The sequence below is a fragment of the Micromonospora taraxaci genome, from assembly GCF_007830095.1.
Classification (GTDB): Bacteria; Actinomycetota; Actinomycetes; order Mycobacteriales; family Micromonosporaceae; genus Micromonospora; species Micromonospora taraxaci.
Genome location: NZ_VIWZ01000001.1, coordinates 5,318,244 through 5,337,302 on the forward strand (window position 1 = coordinate 5,318,244; position 19,059 = coordinate 5,337,302).

The 19,059-nt window shown below is 71.8% G+C and carries 17 protein-coding genes; 10 read left to right on the top strand and 7 right to left on the bottom strand.

Features of this window, described 5'->3' with window-relative positions; genetic code table 11:
* Positions 1-27: 27 nt before the first annotated feature.
* Both FHU34_RS24035 and pseI read left to right on the top strand, forming a co-directional pair.
* Positions 28-1,203: a glycosyltransferase family 2 protein gene (locus FHU34_RS24035; protein ID WP_145784295.1), complete on the top strand. Its 1,176-nt coding sequence runs from the start codon at positions 28-30 to the stop codon at positions 1,201-1,203.
* A gap of 133 nt (positions 1,204-1,336) precedes the next feature.
* Positions 1,337-2,389, top strand: a complete 1,053-nt coding sequence (gene pseI / locus FHU34_RS24040) for a pseudaminic acid synthase (RefSeq protein ID WP_145784297.1) — start codon at positions 1,337-1,339, stop codon at positions 2,387-2,389.
* Positions 2,390-2,756: 367 nt separating this feature from the next.
* Here the strand turns inward: pseI and FHU34_RS24045 are convergent, their stop codons facing one another.
* The 4 genes from FHU34_RS24045 to FHU34_RS24060 are packed head-to-tail and all read right to left on the bottom strand — an operon-like array spanning position 2,757 to position 5,469.
* Positions 2,757-3,233, bottom strand: a complete 477-nt coding sequence (locus FHU34_RS24045) for a hypothetical protein (RefSeq protein WP_244311812.1) — start codon at positions 3,231-3,233, stop codon at positions 2,757-2,759.
* The gene (locus FHU34_RS24050; RefSeq protein ID WP_145784299.1) at positions 3,217-3,963 is read right to left on the bottom strand and encodes an SDR family NAD(P)-dependent oxidoreductase; all 747 of its coding nucleotides are present in this window, start codon (positions 3,961-3,963) and stop codon (positions 3,217-3,219) included. Before FHU34_RS24050 ends, FHU34_RS24045 begins: the two co-directional genes overlap by 17 nt.
* On the bottom strand, positions 3,956-5,221 hold the full coding sequence (locus tag FHU34_RS24055; RefSeq protein WP_145784301.1) for an AMP-binding protein: 1,266 nt from the start codon (positions 5,219-5,221) through the stop codon (positions 3,956-3,958). Before FHU34_RS24055 ends, FHU34_RS24050 begins: the two co-directional genes overlap by 8 nt.
* A complete protein-coding gene (locus FHU34_RS24060) occupies positions 5,218-5,469 on the bottom strand; it encodes an acyl carrier protein (RefSeq protein WP_145784303.1) in 252 nt (83 codons plus the stop codon). The genes FHU34_RS24055 and FHU34_RS24060 overlap by 4 nt, the downstream gene beginning before the upstream one ends.
* A 100-nt stretch (positions 5,470-5,569) precedes the next feature.
* Here FHU34_RS24060 and FHU34_RS24065 point away from each other — a divergent pair, with 100 nt between their 5' ends.
* On the top strand, positions 5,570-6,079 hold the full coding sequence (locus tag FHU34_RS24065; RefSeq protein ID WP_145784305.1) for a GNAT family N-acetyltransferase: 510 nt from the start codon (positions 5,570-5,572) through the stop codon (positions 6,077-6,079).
* 103 nt (positions 6,080-6,182) lie between these two features.
* Here FHU34_RS24065 and FHU34_RS24070 read toward each other — a convergent pair whose 3' ends face one another.
* Complete coding sequence (locus FHU34_RS24070; RefSeq protein WP_145784308.1) at positions 6,183-7,919, bottom strand: hypothetical protein; 1,737 nt, start codon at positions 7,917-7,919, stop codon at positions 6,183-6,185.
* Positions 7,920-8,283: 364 nt separating this feature from the next.
* On the opposite strand from FHU34_RS24070, the gene pseB reads away from it, so the two are divergent.
* The 7 genes from pseB to FHU34_RS24105 all read left to right on the top strand — a co-directional run bounded on the left by pseB (position 8,284) and on the right by FHU34_RS24105 (position 15,695).
* Positions 8,284-9,267: a UDP-N-acetylglucosamine 4,6-dehydratase (inverting) gene (pseB, locus tag FHU34_RS24075; protein WP_145784310.1), complete on the top strand. Its 984-nt coding sequence runs from the start codon at positions 8,284-8,286 to the stop codon at positions 9,265-9,267.
* On the top strand, positions 9,264-10,421 hold the full coding sequence (locus FHU34_RS24080; RefSeq protein WP_145784312.1) for a DegT/DnrJ/EryC1/StrS family aminotransferase: 1,158 nt from the start codon (positions 9,264-9,266) through the stop codon (positions 10,419-10,421). Before pseB ends, FHU34_RS24080 begins: the two co-directional genes overlap by 4 nt.
* A 10-nt stretch (positions 10,422-10,431) precedes the next feature.
* Positions 10,432-11,280 carry a hypothetical protein gene (locus FHU34_RS24085; RefSeq protein ID WP_145784314.1) on the top strand — a complete coding sequence of 283 codons (849 nt, stop codon included), beginning with the start codon at positions 10,432-10,434 and terminating at the stop codon, positions 11,278-11,280.
* Positions 11,270-13,093 (top strand): class I SAM-dependent methyltransferase, encoded by a 1,824-nt coding sequence (locus FHU34_RS24090; protein WP_145784315.1) that lies wholly within the window; start codon positions 11,270-11,272, stop codon positions 13,091-13,093. The genes FHU34_RS24085 and FHU34_RS24090 overlap by 11 nt, the downstream gene beginning before the upstream one ends.
* A complete protein-coding gene (locus FHU34_RS24095) occupies positions 13,090-13,857 on the top strand; it encodes a glycosyltransferase family protein (RefSeq protein ID WP_280116496.1) in 768 nt (255 codons plus the stop codon). Before FHU34_RS24090 ends, FHU34_RS24095 begins: the two co-directional genes overlap by 4 nt.
* Positions 13,854-14,915, top strand: a complete 1,062-nt coding sequence (locus tag FHU34_RS24100) for a PseG/SpsG family protein (RefSeq protein ID WP_145784317.1) — start codon at positions 13,854-13,856, stop codon at positions 14,913-14,915. The genes FHU34_RS24095 and FHU34_RS24100 overlap by 4 nt, the downstream gene beginning before the upstream one ends.
* 144 nt (positions 14,916-15,059) lie before the next feature.
* The gene (locus FHU34_RS24105; protein ID WP_145784319.1) at positions 15,060-15,695 is read left to right on the top strand and encodes an alpha-ketoglutarate-dependent dioxygenase AlkB; all 636 of its coding nucleotides are present in this window, start codon (positions 15,060-15,062) and stop codon (positions 15,693-15,695) included.
* Positions 15,696-15,720: 25 nt separating this feature from the next.
* On the opposite strand, the gene FHU34_RS24110 is transcribed toward FHU34_RS24105, so the two are convergent.
* Together FHU34_RS24110 and FHU34_RS24115 are read right to left on the bottom strand one after the other, a co-directional pair.
* Positions 15,721-16,239, bottom strand: coding sequence for an RNA methyltransferase (locus FHU34_RS24110; protein ID WP_145784321.1), 519 nt, complete (start codon positions 16,237-16,239; stop codon positions 15,721-15,723).
* A 319-nt stretch (positions 16,240-16,558) separates the two neighbouring features.
* The gene (locus tag FHU34_RS24115; protein ID WP_145784323.1) at positions 16,559-19,042 is read right to left on the bottom strand and encodes a DNA gyrase/topoisomerase IV subunit A; all 2,484 of its coding nucleotides are present in this window, start codon (positions 19,040-19,042) and stop codon (positions 16,559-16,561) included.
* Positions 19,043-19,059: the final 17 nt, after the last annotated feature.

Consider the following 19,059-nt stretch of genomic DNA (forward strand, 5'->3'; position numbering starts at 1 on the left):
CCACCCTGACCGTCAAAGGTGGCGGGCGTGGTCAATGAGCCGACGCACGCACCGCTGCTGAGCATCGTCGTGCCCGTGTACGGCGTCGAGGCATACCTGTACCAGTGCCTGGAGTCGATCCGGGCCGACATCCCGGCGGGCGAGTCGGACGCGGTCGAGATGATCGCCGTCGACGACGCCTCCCCGGATGGCTGCGGCGACATGCTCCGCTCCTACGCCGCCGGCCGCGACGGTGTCCGCGTCGTGCACCTGAGCAGCAACGTGGGCCTGGGCCTGGCCCGCAACGCCGGGCTCGACGTGGCCACCGGCCGGTACGTCTGGTTCGTCGACAGCGACGACTGGTTGCCACCGGGAACGATCCCCGCGGTGCTGGACCGGCTGCGCCAGCACCAGCCCGACGTGCTGATGCTGGACCACCTGCGGGTGCACGAGGACGGTCGTCGGGAGGTCGACGCGAGCAGTCACCTGCTACGCGGCATCCCCGGCGTGACACGCCTCGACGACCAGCCGCAGCTGCTGCGGGTGCAGCACACCGCCTGGAACAAGGTGGTCCGGCGAGACTTCCTGGACCAGTTGGAGCTGCGCTTCTTCCCCGGCTGGTACGAGGACATCCCGTTCAGCCACCCCCTGCTCATCGGCGCCGAGAAGATCTCCGTACTGGACCGGGTCTGCTACCTGTACCGGCAGGGCCGGCACGGCGCGATCACCTCCACCCGCAGCGGCCGGCACTTCGACGCGTTCGCCCAGTACGAGCGGCTGTTGGACTGGGTCGCCCGCAAGCACCCGGACGAGCGGTTGCAGGCCGAACTGTTCCAACTGATGATCAACCACTATCTGGTGGTGGTGGGCAACGACGGCCGGCTACACCCACACCTGCGGCGGGACTTCTTCCACCGGGCCGCCGAGCACTACCGCCGGTACCTGCCCACCGGTGGATATCCGCTACCGCCCGGTGTGACCGGGCTCAAACACCGCCTTGTGGGGCGCGGCGACTGGCTGGCGTACTCGGCTCTGCGCCAGGCGCACCGGGTCGCCGGCCGCCTGCGTCGCCAGGGCCCGGTGGGCGGCGTCGACGCTGGTTCCGACTCGGTCACCGCCGACGACGACCCGGGTCGAGGGGCGGGCACCGCGACGACAGGCGACGACGAGGTCGTCACGACCACGCAGCGGCGCGATGCGCTGGCCGGGAGCCGCCTGCCGTGAACACCGCCACCGCACCACACGCCGGGAGCCGGGCCGGCTCCCGGCGCCCTGGTTTTCCAGGTCGTCCACCCGCCGGGCGGACGACGACAGCACCACCGCACACCGGTGCGGGTGTACCTGAGCAGAGGTCGGAATGACGGCGACAATCAAGATCGGACCGCACGCGGTCGGTGCCGGGGAACGACCGTTCGTGGTCGCCGAGATGTCCGGCAACCACAACGGAGATCTGAACCGGGCGCTGGCCATCGTCGACGCGGTGGCCGAGAGCGGGGCGCACGCGCTCAAGCTCCAGACGTACCGGCCGGACACCATCACGATCGACGTCGACACCCCGGCGTTCCGGATCTCCAGCGGGCACGAGTTGTGGGGCGGGGAGAACCTGTACCGCCTCTACGAGCGGGCGCACACCCCGTACGAATGGCACGCCCCGATCTTCGAGCGGGCTCGCGAGCGTGGCCTGACCGTGTTCTCGTCGCCGTTCGACGCGACAGCCGTGGAGCTGCTGGAGTCGCTGGACGCGCCCGCGTACAAGATCGCTTCTTCGGAGTTGGTCGACCTGCCGCTGATCCGGCTCGTGGCGAGCACGGGCAAGCCGATGGTGATCTCCACGGGCATGGCGACGGTCGCCGAGATCGACGCCGCGGTGCGGACCGCGCGGGACGGTGGCGCGGCGGGCATCGTCCTGCTGGCCTGCACCGCCTCCTACCCGGCGCCGCCGGCCGACAGCAACCTGCGGCGCATTCCGGTGCTGGCCGGCGCGTTCGACGTGCCGGTCGGGCTGTCCGACCACACGCCCGGCATCGGGGTGGCGGTCGCCTCGGTGGCGCTCGGCGCCTGCTTCATCGAGAAGCACGTCACGCTGGACCGGGCGGACGGCGGCGTGGACTCGGACTTCTCCCTGAACCCGGCGGAGCTGACGGCCCTGGTGGCCGAGTCCGGTCGCGCGTACGCGGCCATGGGTGGCACCGCGATCGGCCCGACCCCGGCCGAGCGGGAGGGGCTGCGGTTCCGCCGTTCGCTGTTCGTGGTCGAGGACGTGCGGGCCGGCGACCCGGTGACCATCCACAATGTCAGGTCGATCCGACCGGCCGGCGGGCTGGCTCCGGTGGAGATCGACCGGGTCCTGGGTCGCACCTTCACCACCGACGTCTCACGCGGCACCCCGCTGAGCTGGGACCTGATCTGACCGTCGACACGGGCTGGGCTGTGGACGCGGGCTGGGCTGAGCAACGGGCGCAGCCCGGCCCCGGTGGGGCGGAGGCGAGCGGGTGCGGTCCGGCCTGGTGGGACTGGGCTGGGTGCCTGTAGAGCTGCCCCGAATATGGGGCCGGCAACGCTGCTCCCACCGGCAACCACCAGGATCAAACTCCGTCGCCTCAGGGCTACGACGACCCACGAGGCCCGACGACCCACGAGGCCCGCGCGCCTGCCCCACCTGTGGGGCAGCTCTACAGGCACCGCCGGTACCAACGGCAGGCCGGCCGTCACACGCGGCGGCACGTCGCCACGCAGCGGCACGTCGCCACGCAGCGGTCGTGGCGGCGAGTCGTCACCTAGCGGTCCAGGCGGCGCGAGCCAGCCACGGAGGCGGGCAGGGGCACGGAGCCGGATGCGGGGGCGAAGCCGACGGTTACCACCAGGTCGGCCACCCGCAGGGTGCGCCAGACCGCCGACCCGTCGGCCGGCGTACCCAGGCCGTGGAGACGCCACCAGGCCGCCACCGGGACGTCGGCCAACTTGCAGCAGCACTCGGCACGGGTCCACCGCGCCCAGAAGTCCTGCACCCCGAACCGGCGTCCCAGCGCGGGAGGCACCGGCGCGTCCGCTCGTTCCGCGTCGATCGCCACCCGCCACCCCGGCGTCGTCGGGCCGTACCAGCCGACGCAACGGCCGTCGTCGAGGTGACTGCGGGTCACCGCGTCGGTCAGGTCGGCGGGGACGCCGACGCGCAGGTGCCGCTCCGCGGCGGCCAGCAGGCCCGGCACCGGGCGGGGCCGGGCCGGCCGGTCCAGGTCAGATGGCGGCGGCACCGTCCACCACGATGACCTGGCCGTTGATGTTGGTGTGCTCGCGCAGCAACATCCGTACCACTGGAGTGACCTCCTCCGGCTCGGTCAGATGGCCCGTCGGCGTGCGGCGCACGATCTGGTCGAGCTGAGTCGGGCCGAGCACTGCGGACATCTCCGAGGCGAAGAAGCCGGGTGCGACCGAGTTCACCAGCATCCGGCCGCCCAGCTCCCGCGCCAGCGAGCGGGTGGCGGCGTCCATGCCGCCCTTGGTGGCCGAGTACGCGACCAGCCCAGGAAAACCGCGCTGCCCGCAGATCGAGGTGATGTTGACGATCCGTCCGCGTAGTCCCTTGGCGAGCATCCGGCGAATCACCAGCCGGGTCAGTTGCAGCGGGGCGGTCAGGTTGGTCTCGATGATCCGGGCGATGTCGTCGGTGGCGGTGTGCGCGTGCAGCGAGTCCTGCCCCATTGCGGCGTTGTTGACGATGCCGTCGATCGGGCCGAGCCGCTCTTCCGCCGCACGGACGAAGCCCTGCGCGGCGCGCAGGTCGGTGACGTCCACCGAGCCGACGTGCACCCGGTCGGGGTGCTCGGCGGCGAGCTTCTCCAGCTCCGGGGTGACGGTACGGGCGAAGGCGGCAACCCGTACGCCGGCATCGAGCAGGTCGGTGACGATGGCCAGGCCGAGCCCCCGCGAGCCGCCGGAGACGAGGACCACGGAGCTGGGTGGGACGAGCTGGGTGTCAGACATCGCTCTTCAGGCTCTCCTTGACGGGAATCTCGGTCAGCACGCGGATCCGGCGTGGCACCGCGTACTCGGGAAGCCGGTCGGCGCACCAGCGGACCAGCGCGGCTTCGGCGGTGTCCAGGTGCGTGGTGGGAGCAAGGACCACCTCGGCGACCACCATCCGGCCGAGCACCGGCGCGCGGCGGCCGGTGACGCGGGCCCAGGCCACCGCCGGATGCTCGGCCAGCACACCGCGCACCACGCCGGCGGAGACCTTGCTGCCCCCGACGTTGATCTCGTCGGAGTCCAAACGACCGGTGATCAGCACCCGGTCGTCGCGCACCTGCACCCGGTCCCCGGTGCGGACCGGGCCGGCCAGTCCCGCCCCGTGGAACGGGGAGGTGACCACCAACTCGTCGTCCACCACCGAGAGCGTCGGGCGGCCCGGGGTCTCCCGGTCCAGCCAGTCGACCGGGAATCCGGCCCGCCCGTCGTGCACCACGATGGACGCCCCCACCTCGGAGGACGCGTAGATCCAGGAGATCCGGGCGGCGGGGAAGATGTCCCGGAGCTGGTCCAGGATGGCCTGGTCCACCGGCTCGCCACCGAGGGTGATCTGGCGCAACGGCACCCGGGCCAACGCGGCGGCGTCGCGGTAGAGGGTGCGGCGCCAGAAGGTGGGGGTGCCGGAGGCGGCGTCGACGCCGTGCGTGGCAGCGACAGTGGGCCAGTCGTCCAGCTCGTCGGGCTCGACCACCACCAGGTGTTGGCCGGGTTGGGTCAACGACAGGGTGACGACCTGCCACCAGGCGTACGTGCCGGGGGCGTACGGGCAGAGCCACGTCCGATCGGGCTGGTCGGCCCGCACTGTGGTCAACGTGTCGAGGGTGTGCCCGACCCGCTTGGGACGCCCGGTCGAACCCGAGGTCAGCAGCCAGAGCCGGCCGGGTTCGGCGGCTCGCCGCCGGGGCGGGACACTCGGGTGCGCTCCGTCGTCGTCGAGGACGCTGACGGTGAACCCGGCGTCGAGCAGTTCGACACGCATTGCCGCGTCGACCCGACTCGCGGTGCTGAGCAGCAGCTCGGTGCCGTACACGGCGTGCTGCCGGGCGGCGGTGAGCGCGTGCACTGCGGAGTGGGCGAGCACCGCGCTGGGGTCGGGGAGGACCGGCAGCGGCAGCGTGCGCCAGGTCAGCGTGGCGCCGCCGACGACGAGCCGGTTGTCGACGCCCGCCGGCTCCGGGCCCGCCGGTGTCCGGTGGCCCGCCGTCGCGACGGTCACTGATGCTGAAGCTCGACGAGGAAGTCGAGAACGTCCCCGACGGTGGCGATGCGGCGCAGGCCGGGTGCGTCGAAGTTGAGCTCCTCCCCCGTCTCGTCCTCCACCCGCAGGGCCAGCTCGGAGAAGTCCAGCGACCGGAACCCGATCTCCCGCAACTGCGCCGCGTCGTCAGTGGGCAGCTCCTTGTCCTGGTTCTCGAGCACCTGAGCCATGAGGTCGCGAATCTGCGCGCGACTCAATTCGTTCATGCGCCGGAGTCTACAACCCAACGAATGCATATCTGATTTGCCGGTGGGCCCGGGTAGGGTGCCGAGACCGGACGTGAACAGATAAGAAAGCGAGACGCACGTGCTGCGCGAAGCGACAGCGGACGACGTTCACCTGATGTTGTCCTGGCGTAATCAGGAAACCAACCGTCAGGTCAGCAAAACCAGTCACGAGATCACCGCCGAGGAGCACGCCCGGTGGTGGTCGGCGGTCCGGGACGACCCGTCCCGGCGGGTTCTGGTGTACGTCCGAGACGACCGTCCCTGCGGGGTGGTCACCTTCTTCGACCTGCGGCTGGAGGGCCCTCGGACGGGAGCGTGGGGCTTCTACCTGGACGCTGACGGGCTGGATGGGCGGGGCGAGACGCTGCCCGCCTGGCTGGGGGTCATGCGGGAGGCCGTGGAGTACGCCTTCGACGGGCTGCACCTGGACCGTCTCGACGGCGAGGTGCTCGGTCACAATACCGTCGTACGACAGATGAACCGACGTTTCCGATTCGTCGAGGGCACCCCACGACAGGAGTTGTCCGATGGTCGGGAAATCACGGTGATCCCGATTTCCCTGGCCCGGGCCGACCGCCGCCAACGCTGATTGCCGCACAAATTTCCAGGGCCGACGGAATTCATTAACCGGCCATGCTCCCGGTGGACATCCGCCGTTCACGAACGGTGATGTCCACCGGGAGCGGGGTGGGTCAGGCGCGCCGCCAGGCCGCCCAGTGCTGCGCCGGGTTGCCGCCGAGCCGGACGAAGCCGTACGACGTGCCGTCCCAGTCGTCGGCCTGGCCGGGCGCCCAGCGGGCGAACACCACCTGCGCCGCGGCCGGCGGCTGCCCCAGGCCGAACCAGCGAACGTCGGTCCAGGTGACCTGGTGGCTGAGGTTGAACCGCAGGACGTAGTGCACGCCGGTCGAGGCCCACACCCGCTCACCGGGGCGTACACCGACGTCGGCCACCGAGGGCGTCGGCGCGGTGCTCGCGACGGCGGGCCGCACGATGCGCTGGTCGATCACCTGCATGGTCACCAGGTTGGCCACGACGAGCACGCCGAGCATCGGCATCCGCAGCCGGGGAACCAGGACGGTGGCGACCAGGAGCAGACAGCCGGCGATGCCGATCAGCGACCCGACCACCGGTCGCATCTCCCGCCACCCACCTGTCAACGCCACCAGGTCCGGTGCGCTGAAACCGCCGTAGCGCAGGTGGTGGCCCCGGCTGGCCACGTACGCGAGCCGGACGGCGATCAGGGCGCCGCCGCCGACCAGGAGGGCCACCGCGACCGCCGCCCGACGCAGGACCACCCGGCGGCCGGCGGTGAGGAGGACCCCGAGCCCCACCAGCAGCCAGAACGGCGCCAGCATCTGTATGTAGCGGCCGTAGATCGCGTCCAGCGGCTTACCGGTGATGCCAGCCAGGATCACCGACGCTCCGCCGGCGACCCCGACGGTCACCACCAGCGCCACGCCCATCGTCCAACGGGTCGCGTCGCCGTGCCGTGGCCGCCACAGCTCGCGTACGGCGGACGCCCAGGCCACTCCCGCCATCCCGAATGTGATCACCACGAGGTACCAGAGTTGGGTGGCGACGGCCGCACTGACCCGGACCACGCCCTGCGCGGAGGCGACCGCCTCGACCGAGCCACCTCCGGGGGTGCTGCCCAGCAGGTAGACCTTGTCGCCGAGATAGTGGATGGCGGCCGCGTTGACCAGCGCCATAGCGAGCACCGGCAGCAGCGCCGCGAGCACGGCGGGCGGGCTGATCCGACGGCGGACGAACAGCAGCAGGACCAACCCGGCGTGCACCGCCACGATCACCAGGCCCCGGGAGTGCAGCAGGTGGAACCCGCCGACCAGCAGACCGACGGTGGCGGCGGCGAGCGGGCCGGGCCGTTCGATCCAACGGTGCACGGCGAGCAGCCAGGCGACCACCAGCGGCGCCATCACCGTGTCGATCATGGCGACGCCGGCGTAGAAGGCGGTGGCCGGCAGGGTCGCCGCAGCGACAGCGCCGAGCAGCGCGTACGACCGGGGCAGCCGGAGAAGACGGCGACCGAGCAGGTACGCCAGCGGCAGCAGCAGCGAGTTGATCATCGCGTTGATCAGCTGGACGATCCGGTAGCTGTCGGAGAAGTCCCGGTCCCCGAGGAACGCCGGCGAGATCAGCATCGGGTAGCCGACCCGACGCAGCAGATCGTTCTCGCTGCTGAAGCCGCCCGGGCCGCCGGCCAGAGCACGGGCGGTGTTGAGGTAGCTGTCCTCGTCGGTGTGCGCGATCGGCAACACGACGTGCCGGGACAACCACATCCGCCAGGCGACGCTGAGCACCCAACCGACGACCAGCAACAGCGGCACCACCCAGCGCCGAACGGGTGCGGTGTCGGGTGTCGCCGCCACCACCTCCGGCCGTTCGATCACGTCGCTACCGGATGCCATCAACGCCTCCAGAATTGCCAGCCGGATCGGGCCCGCACGGACTCGGCGGGCAGGTGGGCCCGCGTCGGTGACGCTCGGGATGAACCGCCCGCACCAGGCGGTGCGGATGTCGGGTGAACGCGGAAAGCGGCTGCGAAGGGGGCTGCCGAGTCTCCCGCGCGGCCACTGTAACGGCCGGAACCGGACTGGTCAGGCCGGTTGCGGGCCGGGCGGAAGTGTTCGCCTGCGCGGTGCCCGGCATTCACGGGAGCAGGGGTCGTGGTTCACCGGCGAGCGCCGAGGAGTTAACCCGCCGTCGTTAGCGTCGCACCCCGGTCGGCCGGCCGAGGGCCGCTCGTTCATCCACGAACACGGGAGCACCAAATTGAGTGAGTTGAATGGATCGTCCATTCTGATCACCGGGGGAACGGGTTCCTTCGGCAGGACCTTCCTCCAGCACATCCTCACCGAGGCCGACCCCGCCCGCGTGGTGGTGTTCTCCCGCGACGAACTCAAGCAGTACGAACTGCGTCAGCAACTGGGCGACGACCCGCGGCTGCGCTGGTTCATCGGCGACATCCGGGACCGGCACCGCCTCACCCGGGCCATGCACGGTGTCGACCACGTGGTGCACGCCGCCGCCCTGAAGCAGGTGGACACCGCGGAGTACAACCCCTCCGAGTACATCGCCACCAACATCACCGGCTCGCAGCACGTCGTCGACGCGGCGATCGAGGCCGGCGTCCGGAAGGTCATCGCGCTCTCCACTGACAAGGCGTCCAGCCCGATCAACCTGTACGGCGCGACCAAGCTGGTCGGCGACAAGCTGTTCGTCTCGGCGAACCACTACGCCGCTCAGCACCCCACCCGGTTCGCCGTGGTGCGCTACGGCAACGTGGTGGGCAGCCGCGGCTCGGTCGTCCCGCTGTTCCGTCGGCTCGCCGCCGAGGGCAAGAGCCTGCCGATCACCGACAAGCGGATGACCCGCTTCTGGATCACGCTGGACCAGGCCGTCCAGTTCGTCATGGACTCGTTCGACCAGATGCAGGGCGGCGAACTGTTCGTGCCGCGCATCCCGAGCATGCGCATCCTCGACCTGGTCGAGGCCGTGGCCCCGGACGCCACCACCCACGAGGTCGGCATCCGTCCGGGCGAGAAGCTGCACGAGGAGATGATCGCGCCCGACGACAGCCGGCGGACGCTTCGCGCCGACGGCCGGTTCATCGTGCAACCGACCATCGCCACCTGGGGTTACCAGCCGCCGGTCGACTGCGACCCGGTTCCGGACGGGTTCGCCTACCAGTCGGACACCAACGACGAGTGGCTCACCGTCGAGCAACTGCGCGACATGCTCGGCATCACCGCATGACGGGGATGCTCCCGTACGGCCGGCAGTCGGTCACCGAGGAGGACATCGCCGCCGTCGCCGACGTGCTGCGCGGCGACTGGCTCACCACCGGACCACAGGTGGACGCCTTCGAGGCCGATCTCGCCCAATGGACCGGTGGGGTGGGCGTCACCACCGTCTCCAACGGCACGGCGGCGCTGCACGTGGCGTACGCGGCCGCCGGGGTGGGGCCGGGTGACGAGGTGGTCGTCTCGCCGATGACGTTCGTGGCGACGGCCAGCAGCGCCGCCGCCCTCGGCGCGACGATCGTGTTCGCCGACGTGGAGGACGAGACCTTCTGCCTCGACCCGGCAGCGGCAGCCGACGCGGTCACCTCGCGTACCCGGGTCGTCGCCGCCGTCGACTACGCCGGCCACCCCGCCGACTACGACGCCCTGCGGAAGGCGATGGTGGGCTCCGACGCGATGTTGCTCGCCGACGCGGCGCACTCGATCGGCGGCACGTACCACGGGCGACCGGTCGGCTCGCTCGCCGACCTGACCACCTTCTCGTTCTTCCCCACGAAGAACCTGACCACCGCCGAGGGCGGCGCCGTCGCGGCGCTCGACCCGGCCGTGCTGAAGCGGGCCCGCCGTTTCCGCACCATCGGCCTGGTCCGCGACCGCGCCGAGTTGCGCTGTCCCGACGAGGGCGGCTGGCACCAGGAGGTGCACGAGTTCGGGCTGAACTACCGCCTGCCCGACGTGCTCTGCGCCCTGGGCCGCAGTCAACTGCGCCGCCTCGGCGAGTTCAAGGCGCGCCGGGCCGCGCTGGTCGCCCGCTACGACGAGGCACTGGCCGACCTGGACGGTGTGCTGCCGCCGAACCGGAAGTCGTGGGCCGACCCGGTCTGGCACCTCTACCCGATCCGCGTGCTCGACGGGCGTCGCCGCGAGGTGTACGACCGGATGCGGGCCGCCGGCATCGGCGTCCAGGTCAACTACGTCCCGGTGTACTGGCACCCGGTCTTCGCCGACCTGGGCTACCGACGCGGGTCCTGCCCGGTGGCCGAGTCGTTCTACTCGCAGCAGCTGTCGTTGCCGCTCTACCCGGGGCTCAGCGACGCCGACCAGGATCGCGTCATCGACGCGCTGACCGCGGCCCTGCGGGCCGGCTCGGTGCGTACCGCCGCCTGATGGGAACCTGATGCACCACGCCAACCACTTCTACGGTCACGCGCACGTGCTGGCCCGCTACGCCGGCCTCGGCGACCGGCACCCACCGCGGATCAACGGGTACGTGCAGCACGGCTGGAACATCGGTGACGGCTTGGCACCCGGCCACCCGTACGCCGACCGCACCCCCAGCCTGCTCTGGTCGGAGCAGACCCGCCGACGGGCCTGGTCGGTGGGCCGCCGCAACGTGGTCGTCATCGGGGCGCCGTTCACCTACCTGCTGGCCATGCGCCCGGAGGACCCACCGGCCGAGGAGCGGGAGGGCACCATCTGGTACCCGTTCCACGGTTGGGAGGGTCAGCACGTGAAGGGCGACCACCGTAAGTTGATCGCCCTCATCCAGGCCACCGAACCGGGCCCGGTCACGGTCTGCCTCTACTGGCACGAGTACCGGATGCGCAACGTCCGCCGCCTCTACGAGCGGGCCGGGTTCCGGGTGATCTGCCACGGCTACCGGGGGCACTGGTGGAAGGACACCGACCCGGAGTTCCTCGACAAGCAACTGACCGAGCTGCGTCGGCACCGGCGGGTGGCTTCCAACCGGCTGACGAGCGCGATCTTCTACGGCATTGCCGCGGGTTGCGAGCCGGCGGTCTACGGCGACCCGATGATCCTGTCCAACGAGGACCCGACCTTCGGCGGCACCGCCCGCATCCGCCGCCAGTGGCCGGAGCTGCACGGCACCGCTGTAGACGTGCCCACCGCCGTCCACATCGCCCGCGCCGAGCTCGGCATCGACCACCGCTGCGCGCCGGCCGAGCTGCGCGAGCTGCTCGGCTGGGCGAACCTCCAGGAGGAAGAGGACGACCGTGACGACTGAGACGGCACCCGCCGGCCGCATCACCCTGCCGGGCGGCGAGATGCTGGCCTGGTCCGACCTGCCGCAGCAGCGGTTGGCCGAGGGTGGGCCCCTCGCCGCCCTCGCCGCCCGGCTCGTGCCTTCCGGTGCCCGGGTCCTGCTGGCCGGGCCGCACGACCCGGCCCTGCTCGACCAGTTGGGCCACGCCGAGGTGACCTGCCTGCTGCGCAGCCACCCGGACGCGGTCGCGCTGGCCCCCCGGGCGACCCACGTGGTGGTGGGTGGCCCGGCCGGGCTGCCCGACGACGAGACGTACGACGTGGTGATCGCCGCCGCCGGCCTGGACCCGGTGGAGTCGGTGGAGGGCACCCGGCTCGGCTGGAGCGGTGTGCTGGCGCGACTGGTCGCCGCCGTACGGCCCGGTGGCGCGCTGCTCCTGCGCCTGGACAACCCGCTCGGTCTGCACCGGCTCGTCTCCACCACCCCCTGGTACGCCGGCCGGGACGACTCCGCCTGGGTGATCGGTGGAGTGCTGGATCGCGGCCACCCGGCCAACCGCGACCAGCTCCGCGAACGGCTCACCGAGGCGGGGCTGCGACCGACGGCGTGCTGGGCCGCGTACCCCGATGCCGGCAGCCCGACCGCCCTGCTCGACGCCGACCACCTCGACCGGGACGCCGGATCCGGCCTCTTCGACGCCGTGCTGCACGGCGCCTGTGCGGGCGGCTCCACGAGGGACACCGTGCTCCAGGACCCGGCGCGACTGGCGGTGGACGCGCTGCACGCCGGCCGCGCCGCCGACCTCGCGCCGGGTTGGCTGGTGCTCGCCCACCGACCCGCCCACACCGGGGACCATCCGCTGGCGGCCGACGTCGACCTGCCGGTGGCGTTGATGCAGACCGGCCGTCCCGGGATCGGCGTGTCGGAGGTGCTGCACGGCCCGTCGGGCTGGCGTTGGGGGCTCGCTCCGACCACCGGCACTCGGGTGGCAGCCGCCGCGCCGTTCGCCAGCCGCGAGGCCGCGTACCGGGACGCGGACGCGTTGTCCGGGCCGGTGCCGTCCGGCCGGCTGCTGCGTACCCTGCTGCTCGACGCGGCCCTGCGCCGCGACCTGGCGAGCCTGCGCACGCTGCTGCACGGGTACGCGGGCTGGCTCGCCGGCCAGGCCGACGGCGACGGCCGGATCGCCGGGGCGGCGGCGCTGGCCGGGACCGACAACGTGGTGGTCGACGGCGAGCGGTACGCGGTGCTCGACCCGAGCTGGCGGGCCACCGGCGCGTTGCCGGCCGACGTGGTGCTGGCGCGCGGCCTGTGGCGTTTCGCGGCGGGTCTGCTCACCGGCGGGTACGCCCACCCGTGGTCGTCCACCCTCGACGTCCCGGGTCTGACGGTGGTGCTCGGCGGCCTCGCCGGGCGCGAGCTCGACCGCGCGACCGTCACCCAGGCGGTGGAGACCGAGGCCGCCATCGCCGCCGCCCTGCACGGGTTGGACCTCGACGGCAGGATCAACCTCGCCACCGACCTGCAGACCGTCGCACCGACCGATCCGCCGATCGGCTCGCGCAGCTACCAGCAGCTCCGTGAGGCGTGGCTGCGCCAGCGCGAGGAGATCACCCGGCTGGCCGCGCTGACCGCGTGGACCGAGGAACTGCTCACCTCGCGGGAACGGGCGCTGCGCCGAGCCGAAACCACAATCGGTCTGCTCAGCGGCTCGATCAGCTACCGGGTCGGCCGGCTCGCCATCACCCCGGCACGGCTGGCCAAGCGGGGCGCCCGCGCCGCGAAACGGCGGGCCACCGCCGTGCTCGCGCCGAAGCAGGAGGAGCAGCAGTGACCGGGACGGCGGCGACGGACCACGCCGACGCGGCACCCAGGATCACCGGCATCGTGCAGGCACGAATGGGGTCGTCCCGACTGCCCGGAAAGGTGCTCCGTCCGCTCGCCGGGCGTTCCGTGCTGGGCCGGGTGGTCCGGGCCGCCTCCGACAGCGGGGTCCTGACCGATCTGGTGGTCGCGACCAGCACGGACACCATCGACGACGCCGTGGCGGCCGAGTGCGAACGGCTGGGCGTGCCGTGCCACCGAGGGCCGGTCGACGACGTGCTGGAGCGGTTCCTGGGTGCGCTCGCGGCGCACCCCGGGGACGCGGTCATGCGGTTCACCGCCGACTGCCCGCTGCTCGACCCGGAGATCATCACCCTGGTCGCGTCGGTGTACCGGGCGGTCCCCGGGCTCGACTACGCCAGCACGTCGATCGCCCGTACCCTGCCCCGAGGGTTGGACGTCGAGATCATCCGGGCGGAGACGCTGCGTACCGTCGGCCGGCTCGCCACCGACCACCACCGCGTGCACGTGACGTCGTACGCGTACACCCATCCGGAGCTGTTCCGGGTGCTCGGCGTGACGCTCACCCCGGACCGCTCCGGGCTGCGGCTGACGCTCGACACCGAGCAGGACTGGGCACTGGTCAGCGCGGTCGTCGACCACTTCGGTGACGTCAACGTGCCGCTGGCGAAGCTCACCGACTGGCTCGACGGGCAACCCCACCTGCGCGCGCTCAACGCCGACGTACGGCAGAAGCAGTTGGAGGAGTCCTGAGCACGCTACGGGTCGGGTTGCGCTGCGACGCCGGGCCACGACGAGGCGTCGGCCACCTCGTCCGCTGCCTGGCGCTCGCCGAGGAGTTCCTGGCCCGAGGCGCCCACGTGGCCGTGTTCGGCACCGTCGAACGGCTCGACTGGGCCACCGCCGATCTCGCCGCGCGGGGCATCCCCCTGTACCCGGGCCCGGACACACCGGACGGGCTGGTCGAGGCAGCCCGCCGACACGAGCTGGACGTGATGGTCCTCGACTCCTACGATCTGGACCCCGCCGGGGCGGGAGCCCTCCGCGACGCCGGCGTGTTCACGCTCGCCGTGATCGATGGGGACAGCCGGGGCCAGGTCGCCGACCTCTACCTGGACCAGAACTTCGGAGCGCAGCTACCGGAGCTGCCCGGACGGCTGCTCGCCGGCAGCGGATACGCCCTGCTGCGCGACTCCGTGATCACCGCCCGACCACAGGTCCCCCCGTCCCCCACGGCGGTCAGCCGCCCCCGGGTGCTGGCCTTCTTCGGCGGAACGGACGCCGTCGGCGCGGCCCCGGTGCTGACCCGGGTGCTGGTGGCCACCGGCCATCCGATGGACCTCACGGTCATCGTCGGCCGACCGGAGATCGAGGCCGAGGTGGAGGACGTCACCCCCGGTCGTGGGCAGGTCGTCCGACCGGTTCCGCCCACCACCTCGCTGCCGACCCTGATCACCGAAGCCGACCTGGTGGTCAGCGCCGCCGGCACGTCCACCTGGGAACTCTGCTGCCTCGGCGCACCCGCCGCCCTGGTCTGCGTGGTCGACAACCAACGCGAGTCGTACCACCGGGTGGTGCGGCACGGCCTGGCCGCCGGTCTCGGCGAGCTGCCGGAGTTGACCGCCGCCGGAGTCGCCGGACGGGCCGCCCGTGCGGCGGCGGCGCGGACCCTGCACGGGCTGCTCAGGTCACCGCAGCGGCGCGCGACCCTCGCCGGCCAGGCGTGGTCGACAGTCGACGGGCAGGGCCGGGCCCGGGTCGTGGACGCGGTGTTCGATGCCGTCCGCCCGCCTACCGCCGCGACGCTGTGATCGACTCCAGGCCGGCGATGTGGGGGTGTCTGGCCAGCGGGATGGCACCACCTCGCCGAGGTGGCGTCGATCATCCCGCGGGGAAGCGGACCGGCGCGACGTCCGACTAGCACTGGTGTACGAAAGTGCTGCTAGGGTGGCCGTATGACGCAGGCCGCCTATCAGCCGTCGATGCTCGACCTGACCGACACGGGGCCGACACTGGGGCCGTTGCCCGGCCAGATCCGCCGACACCAGCTCAGCCGGGGCGCCTGGGTCGACCACCTCCCCGGCTGGGTGCACGGCTCCGACACTGTCCTCGACACCCTGCTCACCGAGGTGCCCTGGCGGGCCGAACGCCGCACCATGTTCGACAACGAGGTCGACGTGCCCCGCCTGCTCTGCTGGTACGACGCCGACCGGCAACTTCCCCACCCGGTGCTCACCGCCGCGCGAACGGCGCTGACCAGGCACTACGCGTCCGAGTTGGGCGAGCCCTTCGTCACCGCCGGCATGTGCCTCTACCGCTCCGGTCGGGACAGCGTGGCCTGGCACGGCGACACCATCGGCCGCTCCGCGCACACCGACACCGTCGTCGCGATCGTCTCCTTCGGCGCGCCCCGACCCCTGCTGCTCCGCCCGCGCGGCGGTGGCGACAGCCTGCGCTTCCCGGTGGGCCACGGCGACCTGATCGTGATGGGCGGCTCCTGCCAACGCACCTGGGAACACGCCATCCCGAAGACCACCCGCCCGGTCGGCCCCCGGGTGAGCGTTCAGTTCCGCCCTCACAACGTCGCCTGATCGCCTTCTCGTTCGACAGGCACCCTCAGAGCATGCCGGCGAGTTTGTAGAGGACCAGCGAACCGGCGACGGCCACGTTCAGGCTCTGGCCATGCCCGATCATGGGGATCTCCACTGCCGCGTCCAACTGGTCGAGGGCCTCGGGCGGGATGCCGCTCGACTCGTGCCCGAGCAGCACCACGGTGCGCCCCCGAGCGGCGGGCAGGTCACCGAGTCGGACGGCCTCGTCGGCCAACTCCACCCCGAGGATCCGGGCGCCACCGGCCCGTTCGGCGGCCAACCACCGCAGCGGGCTGCCGACCCGGTGGACGCAGCCCGGCCGGCGCAGGGTGTTACCGCGGGCCAGGGCCTCGTCCACCCACCGGAACGGCGGCACGGCCAGGCAGGCGCCGACCGCGTCGCAGGTACGCAGGAGGGTGCCCAGGTTCGCACCGTGCAGCGGCCACAGCGGGGCGGCGATCAGGTGCCCCCAGCAGCGATGTTGACGGGGTCGGCGGGCGGCACGCAGCTCGCGCGGCGGACGAACCCGGATGGCGGCGCTCACGCCGCGTCGGCGACTCCGCCGGACACAAGAGAGGTCATGTGAGAGGCGCTTGGCGGCGCGCCCGGGCCATCGTCGACAACAGAACCCTCATCCTAACGCGCATACCCCCTCCGCATGATCGTGCTCGATCAAGGATCGAGTGGCATCGCCACGTCGGTGATGCCACTACAACCAGGATCGAGCACGATCATCGGCGCTGTGAACGCCAAGATCCGCGCAGCTTCAGGGAAACTGCTGCCTGCCGCACGCCGGAGGCAGCAACGTCCCCGACGTTGCGCGGATCTTGAGACCAGGCGCGTCGGACACGCCGTGTTCGCGGTCAGTCGCGTTCGATCAGGTGGCCCACCACCGTTGGGCCGAGCATCACCGCGAAGCCGGAGCCGTCGCGGCGGGGGTCGGCCGCCGGCAGTTCGACCGGCTCACCCGTGCCGGTCGCGCCGACCGGGCGCGGGCCCACCCAGGCAACCGCCACCTCCGTCTCACCCTTGAGGAAGCGGTGCGCGCGGACGCCGCCGGTCGCCCGGCCCTTCGCCGGGTACGCCTTGAACGGCGTCACCTTGACCGTCGCCCCGGTGGAGGTGACGACCATCGGCTCGCCATGCCCCGGGTCGTCGGTCCGCACCGCCCCGAAGAACGCCACCCGCGCCCCGGTCGGCAGGTTGATGCCGGCCATCCCGCCGCCCTTGAGGCCCTGCGGACGGACCAGCCCGGCGGAGAAGCGCAGCAGTGCCGCGTCCGAGGTGACGAAGGTCAGCGTCTCGTTGCCGTCGGTCAGCCAGGTCGCCCCGACCACCTCGTCGCCGTCGCGAAGACCGATGACCTCGAACTCGTCGGAACGCACCGGCCACTCCGGAGCACAGATCTTCACCACGCCCAGCCGGGTGCCCAGGGCCAGCCCCGGAGAGCCCTCCGCCTGCCCGCCCAGCGGGGCCAGGCCGACGACGGTCTCCCCCGCCTCCAGCGGCACCAGCTCCGCCGCGGACATGCCGCCGCGCAGCGACACGGTGCCGGCCTGCTCGGGCAACACCGGCAACGGCAGGACGTCGACCTTGAAGGCCCGACCTGCGCTGGTCAGCAGCAACACCCGTCCACGGGCGGTGGAGTGCACGATCGCGCGTACCGTGTCGTGTTTGACCCGGCCGTTGCGTCGGCGCCCCTCGGCGCTCTCCTCCGACTCGGCCGCCGTCCGGGCGACCAGCCCGGTCGCGGACAGGATGACCTGGCAGGGGTCGTCGGCGACCTCCAGCGGGCCGGCCGGCGCGGACGCGGCCAGCACCTCCTTCAGGTCACCGTCGACAAGTGTCGTACGCCGTTCGGTGCCGAACTGCTTGACCACTGCCGCCAGCTCGTCGGAGACCACCTTCCGGAGCACCCGCTCGTCGTCGAGGATAGTGCTCAGCTCGGCGATCTCGGCGCGCAGCCGCTCCTGCTCGGTCTCCAGCTCGATCCGGTCGAACTTGGTCAACCGGCGCAGCGGAGTGTCCAGGATGTAGGTGGCCTGGATGTCGGAGAGACCGAACCGGCTCATCAGCCCGTCCTTCGCGGCCTGCGCGTCGTCGCTGCCCCGGATCAACCGGACCACCTCGTCGATGTCGAGCAGCGCGATCAGGAGACCGTCGACCAGGTGCAGCCGCTCCTGGCGCTTCCGCCGACGGTACGACGTGCGCCGGGTGACCACCTCGTACCGGTGGGCCAGGAAGACCTCCAGCAGCGCCTTCAACCCCAGCGTGCGCGGCTGCCCGTCGACCAGGACCAGGTTGTTGACGCCGAACGACTGCTCCAACGGGGTAAGCCGGTAGAGGTCGGCGAGCAGCGCCTGCGGGTTGACGCCCACCTTGCACTCCACCACGAGGCGGGTGCCGCTCTCCCGGTCGGTGAGGTCCTTGACGTCGGCGATGCCGGTCAGCCGCTTGGTCTTCGTGACCTCGTTGGTGATCGCCGCGATGACCTTCTCCGCGCCGACTCCGTAGGGCAGCTCGACCACTGTGATCGCCTGGCGACCCCGGCTGCCCTCGATCGGGCCGATCTCCACCTTGCCGCGCATCCGCACCACGCCGCGCCCGGTCTCGTACGCCCGGCGCACCTCGTCGAGGCCGAGCAGCACGCCACCGGTGGGCAGGTCGGGGCCGGGGACGAACTCCATGAGTTTGTCCAGGGTGGCGTCCGGGTGGTTGATCAGCCAGCGGGCGGCCTGGACGACCTCGGCGAGGTTGTGCGGGATCATGTTGGTGGCCATGCCGACAGCGATCCCGGACGCGCCGTTGACCAGGAGGTTGGGGAAGGCCGCCGGCAGCACTGTCGGCTGGGTCAGCGAGCCGTCGTAGTTGGGCTCGACGTCGACGGTGTCCTCGCCCAGCTCACCGACGAGCAGCATGGCCTCGCGGGACATCCGGGCCTCGGTGTATCGAGAGGCCGCCGGGCCGTCGTCGGGGGAACCGAAGTTGCCGTGACCGTCGATGAGGGGCACGTTGAGCGAGAAGTCCTGCGCGAGGCGGACCATCGCGTCGTAGATCGCCGTGTCGCCGTGCGGATGATACTTTCCCATTGTATCCCCGACAATTCGGGCAGACTTCACGTGCCCTCGGTCGGGGCGGTAGCCCTGCTCGTACATCGACCAGAGGATGCGCCGGTGCACGGGCTTGAGGCCGTCGCGGGCGTCGGGCAGGGCGCGGGAGTGGATGACCGAGAAGGCGTACTCCAGGTAGGAGTCGGAGACCTCGGTGACCAGCGGATTGTCGAAGACCCGCGCGCCGGCCTGGTCGAACGAGGAGAGGTCGACCTTGTTTTCCTTACGGCGTGCCATGACTCAGCTCTCCACTC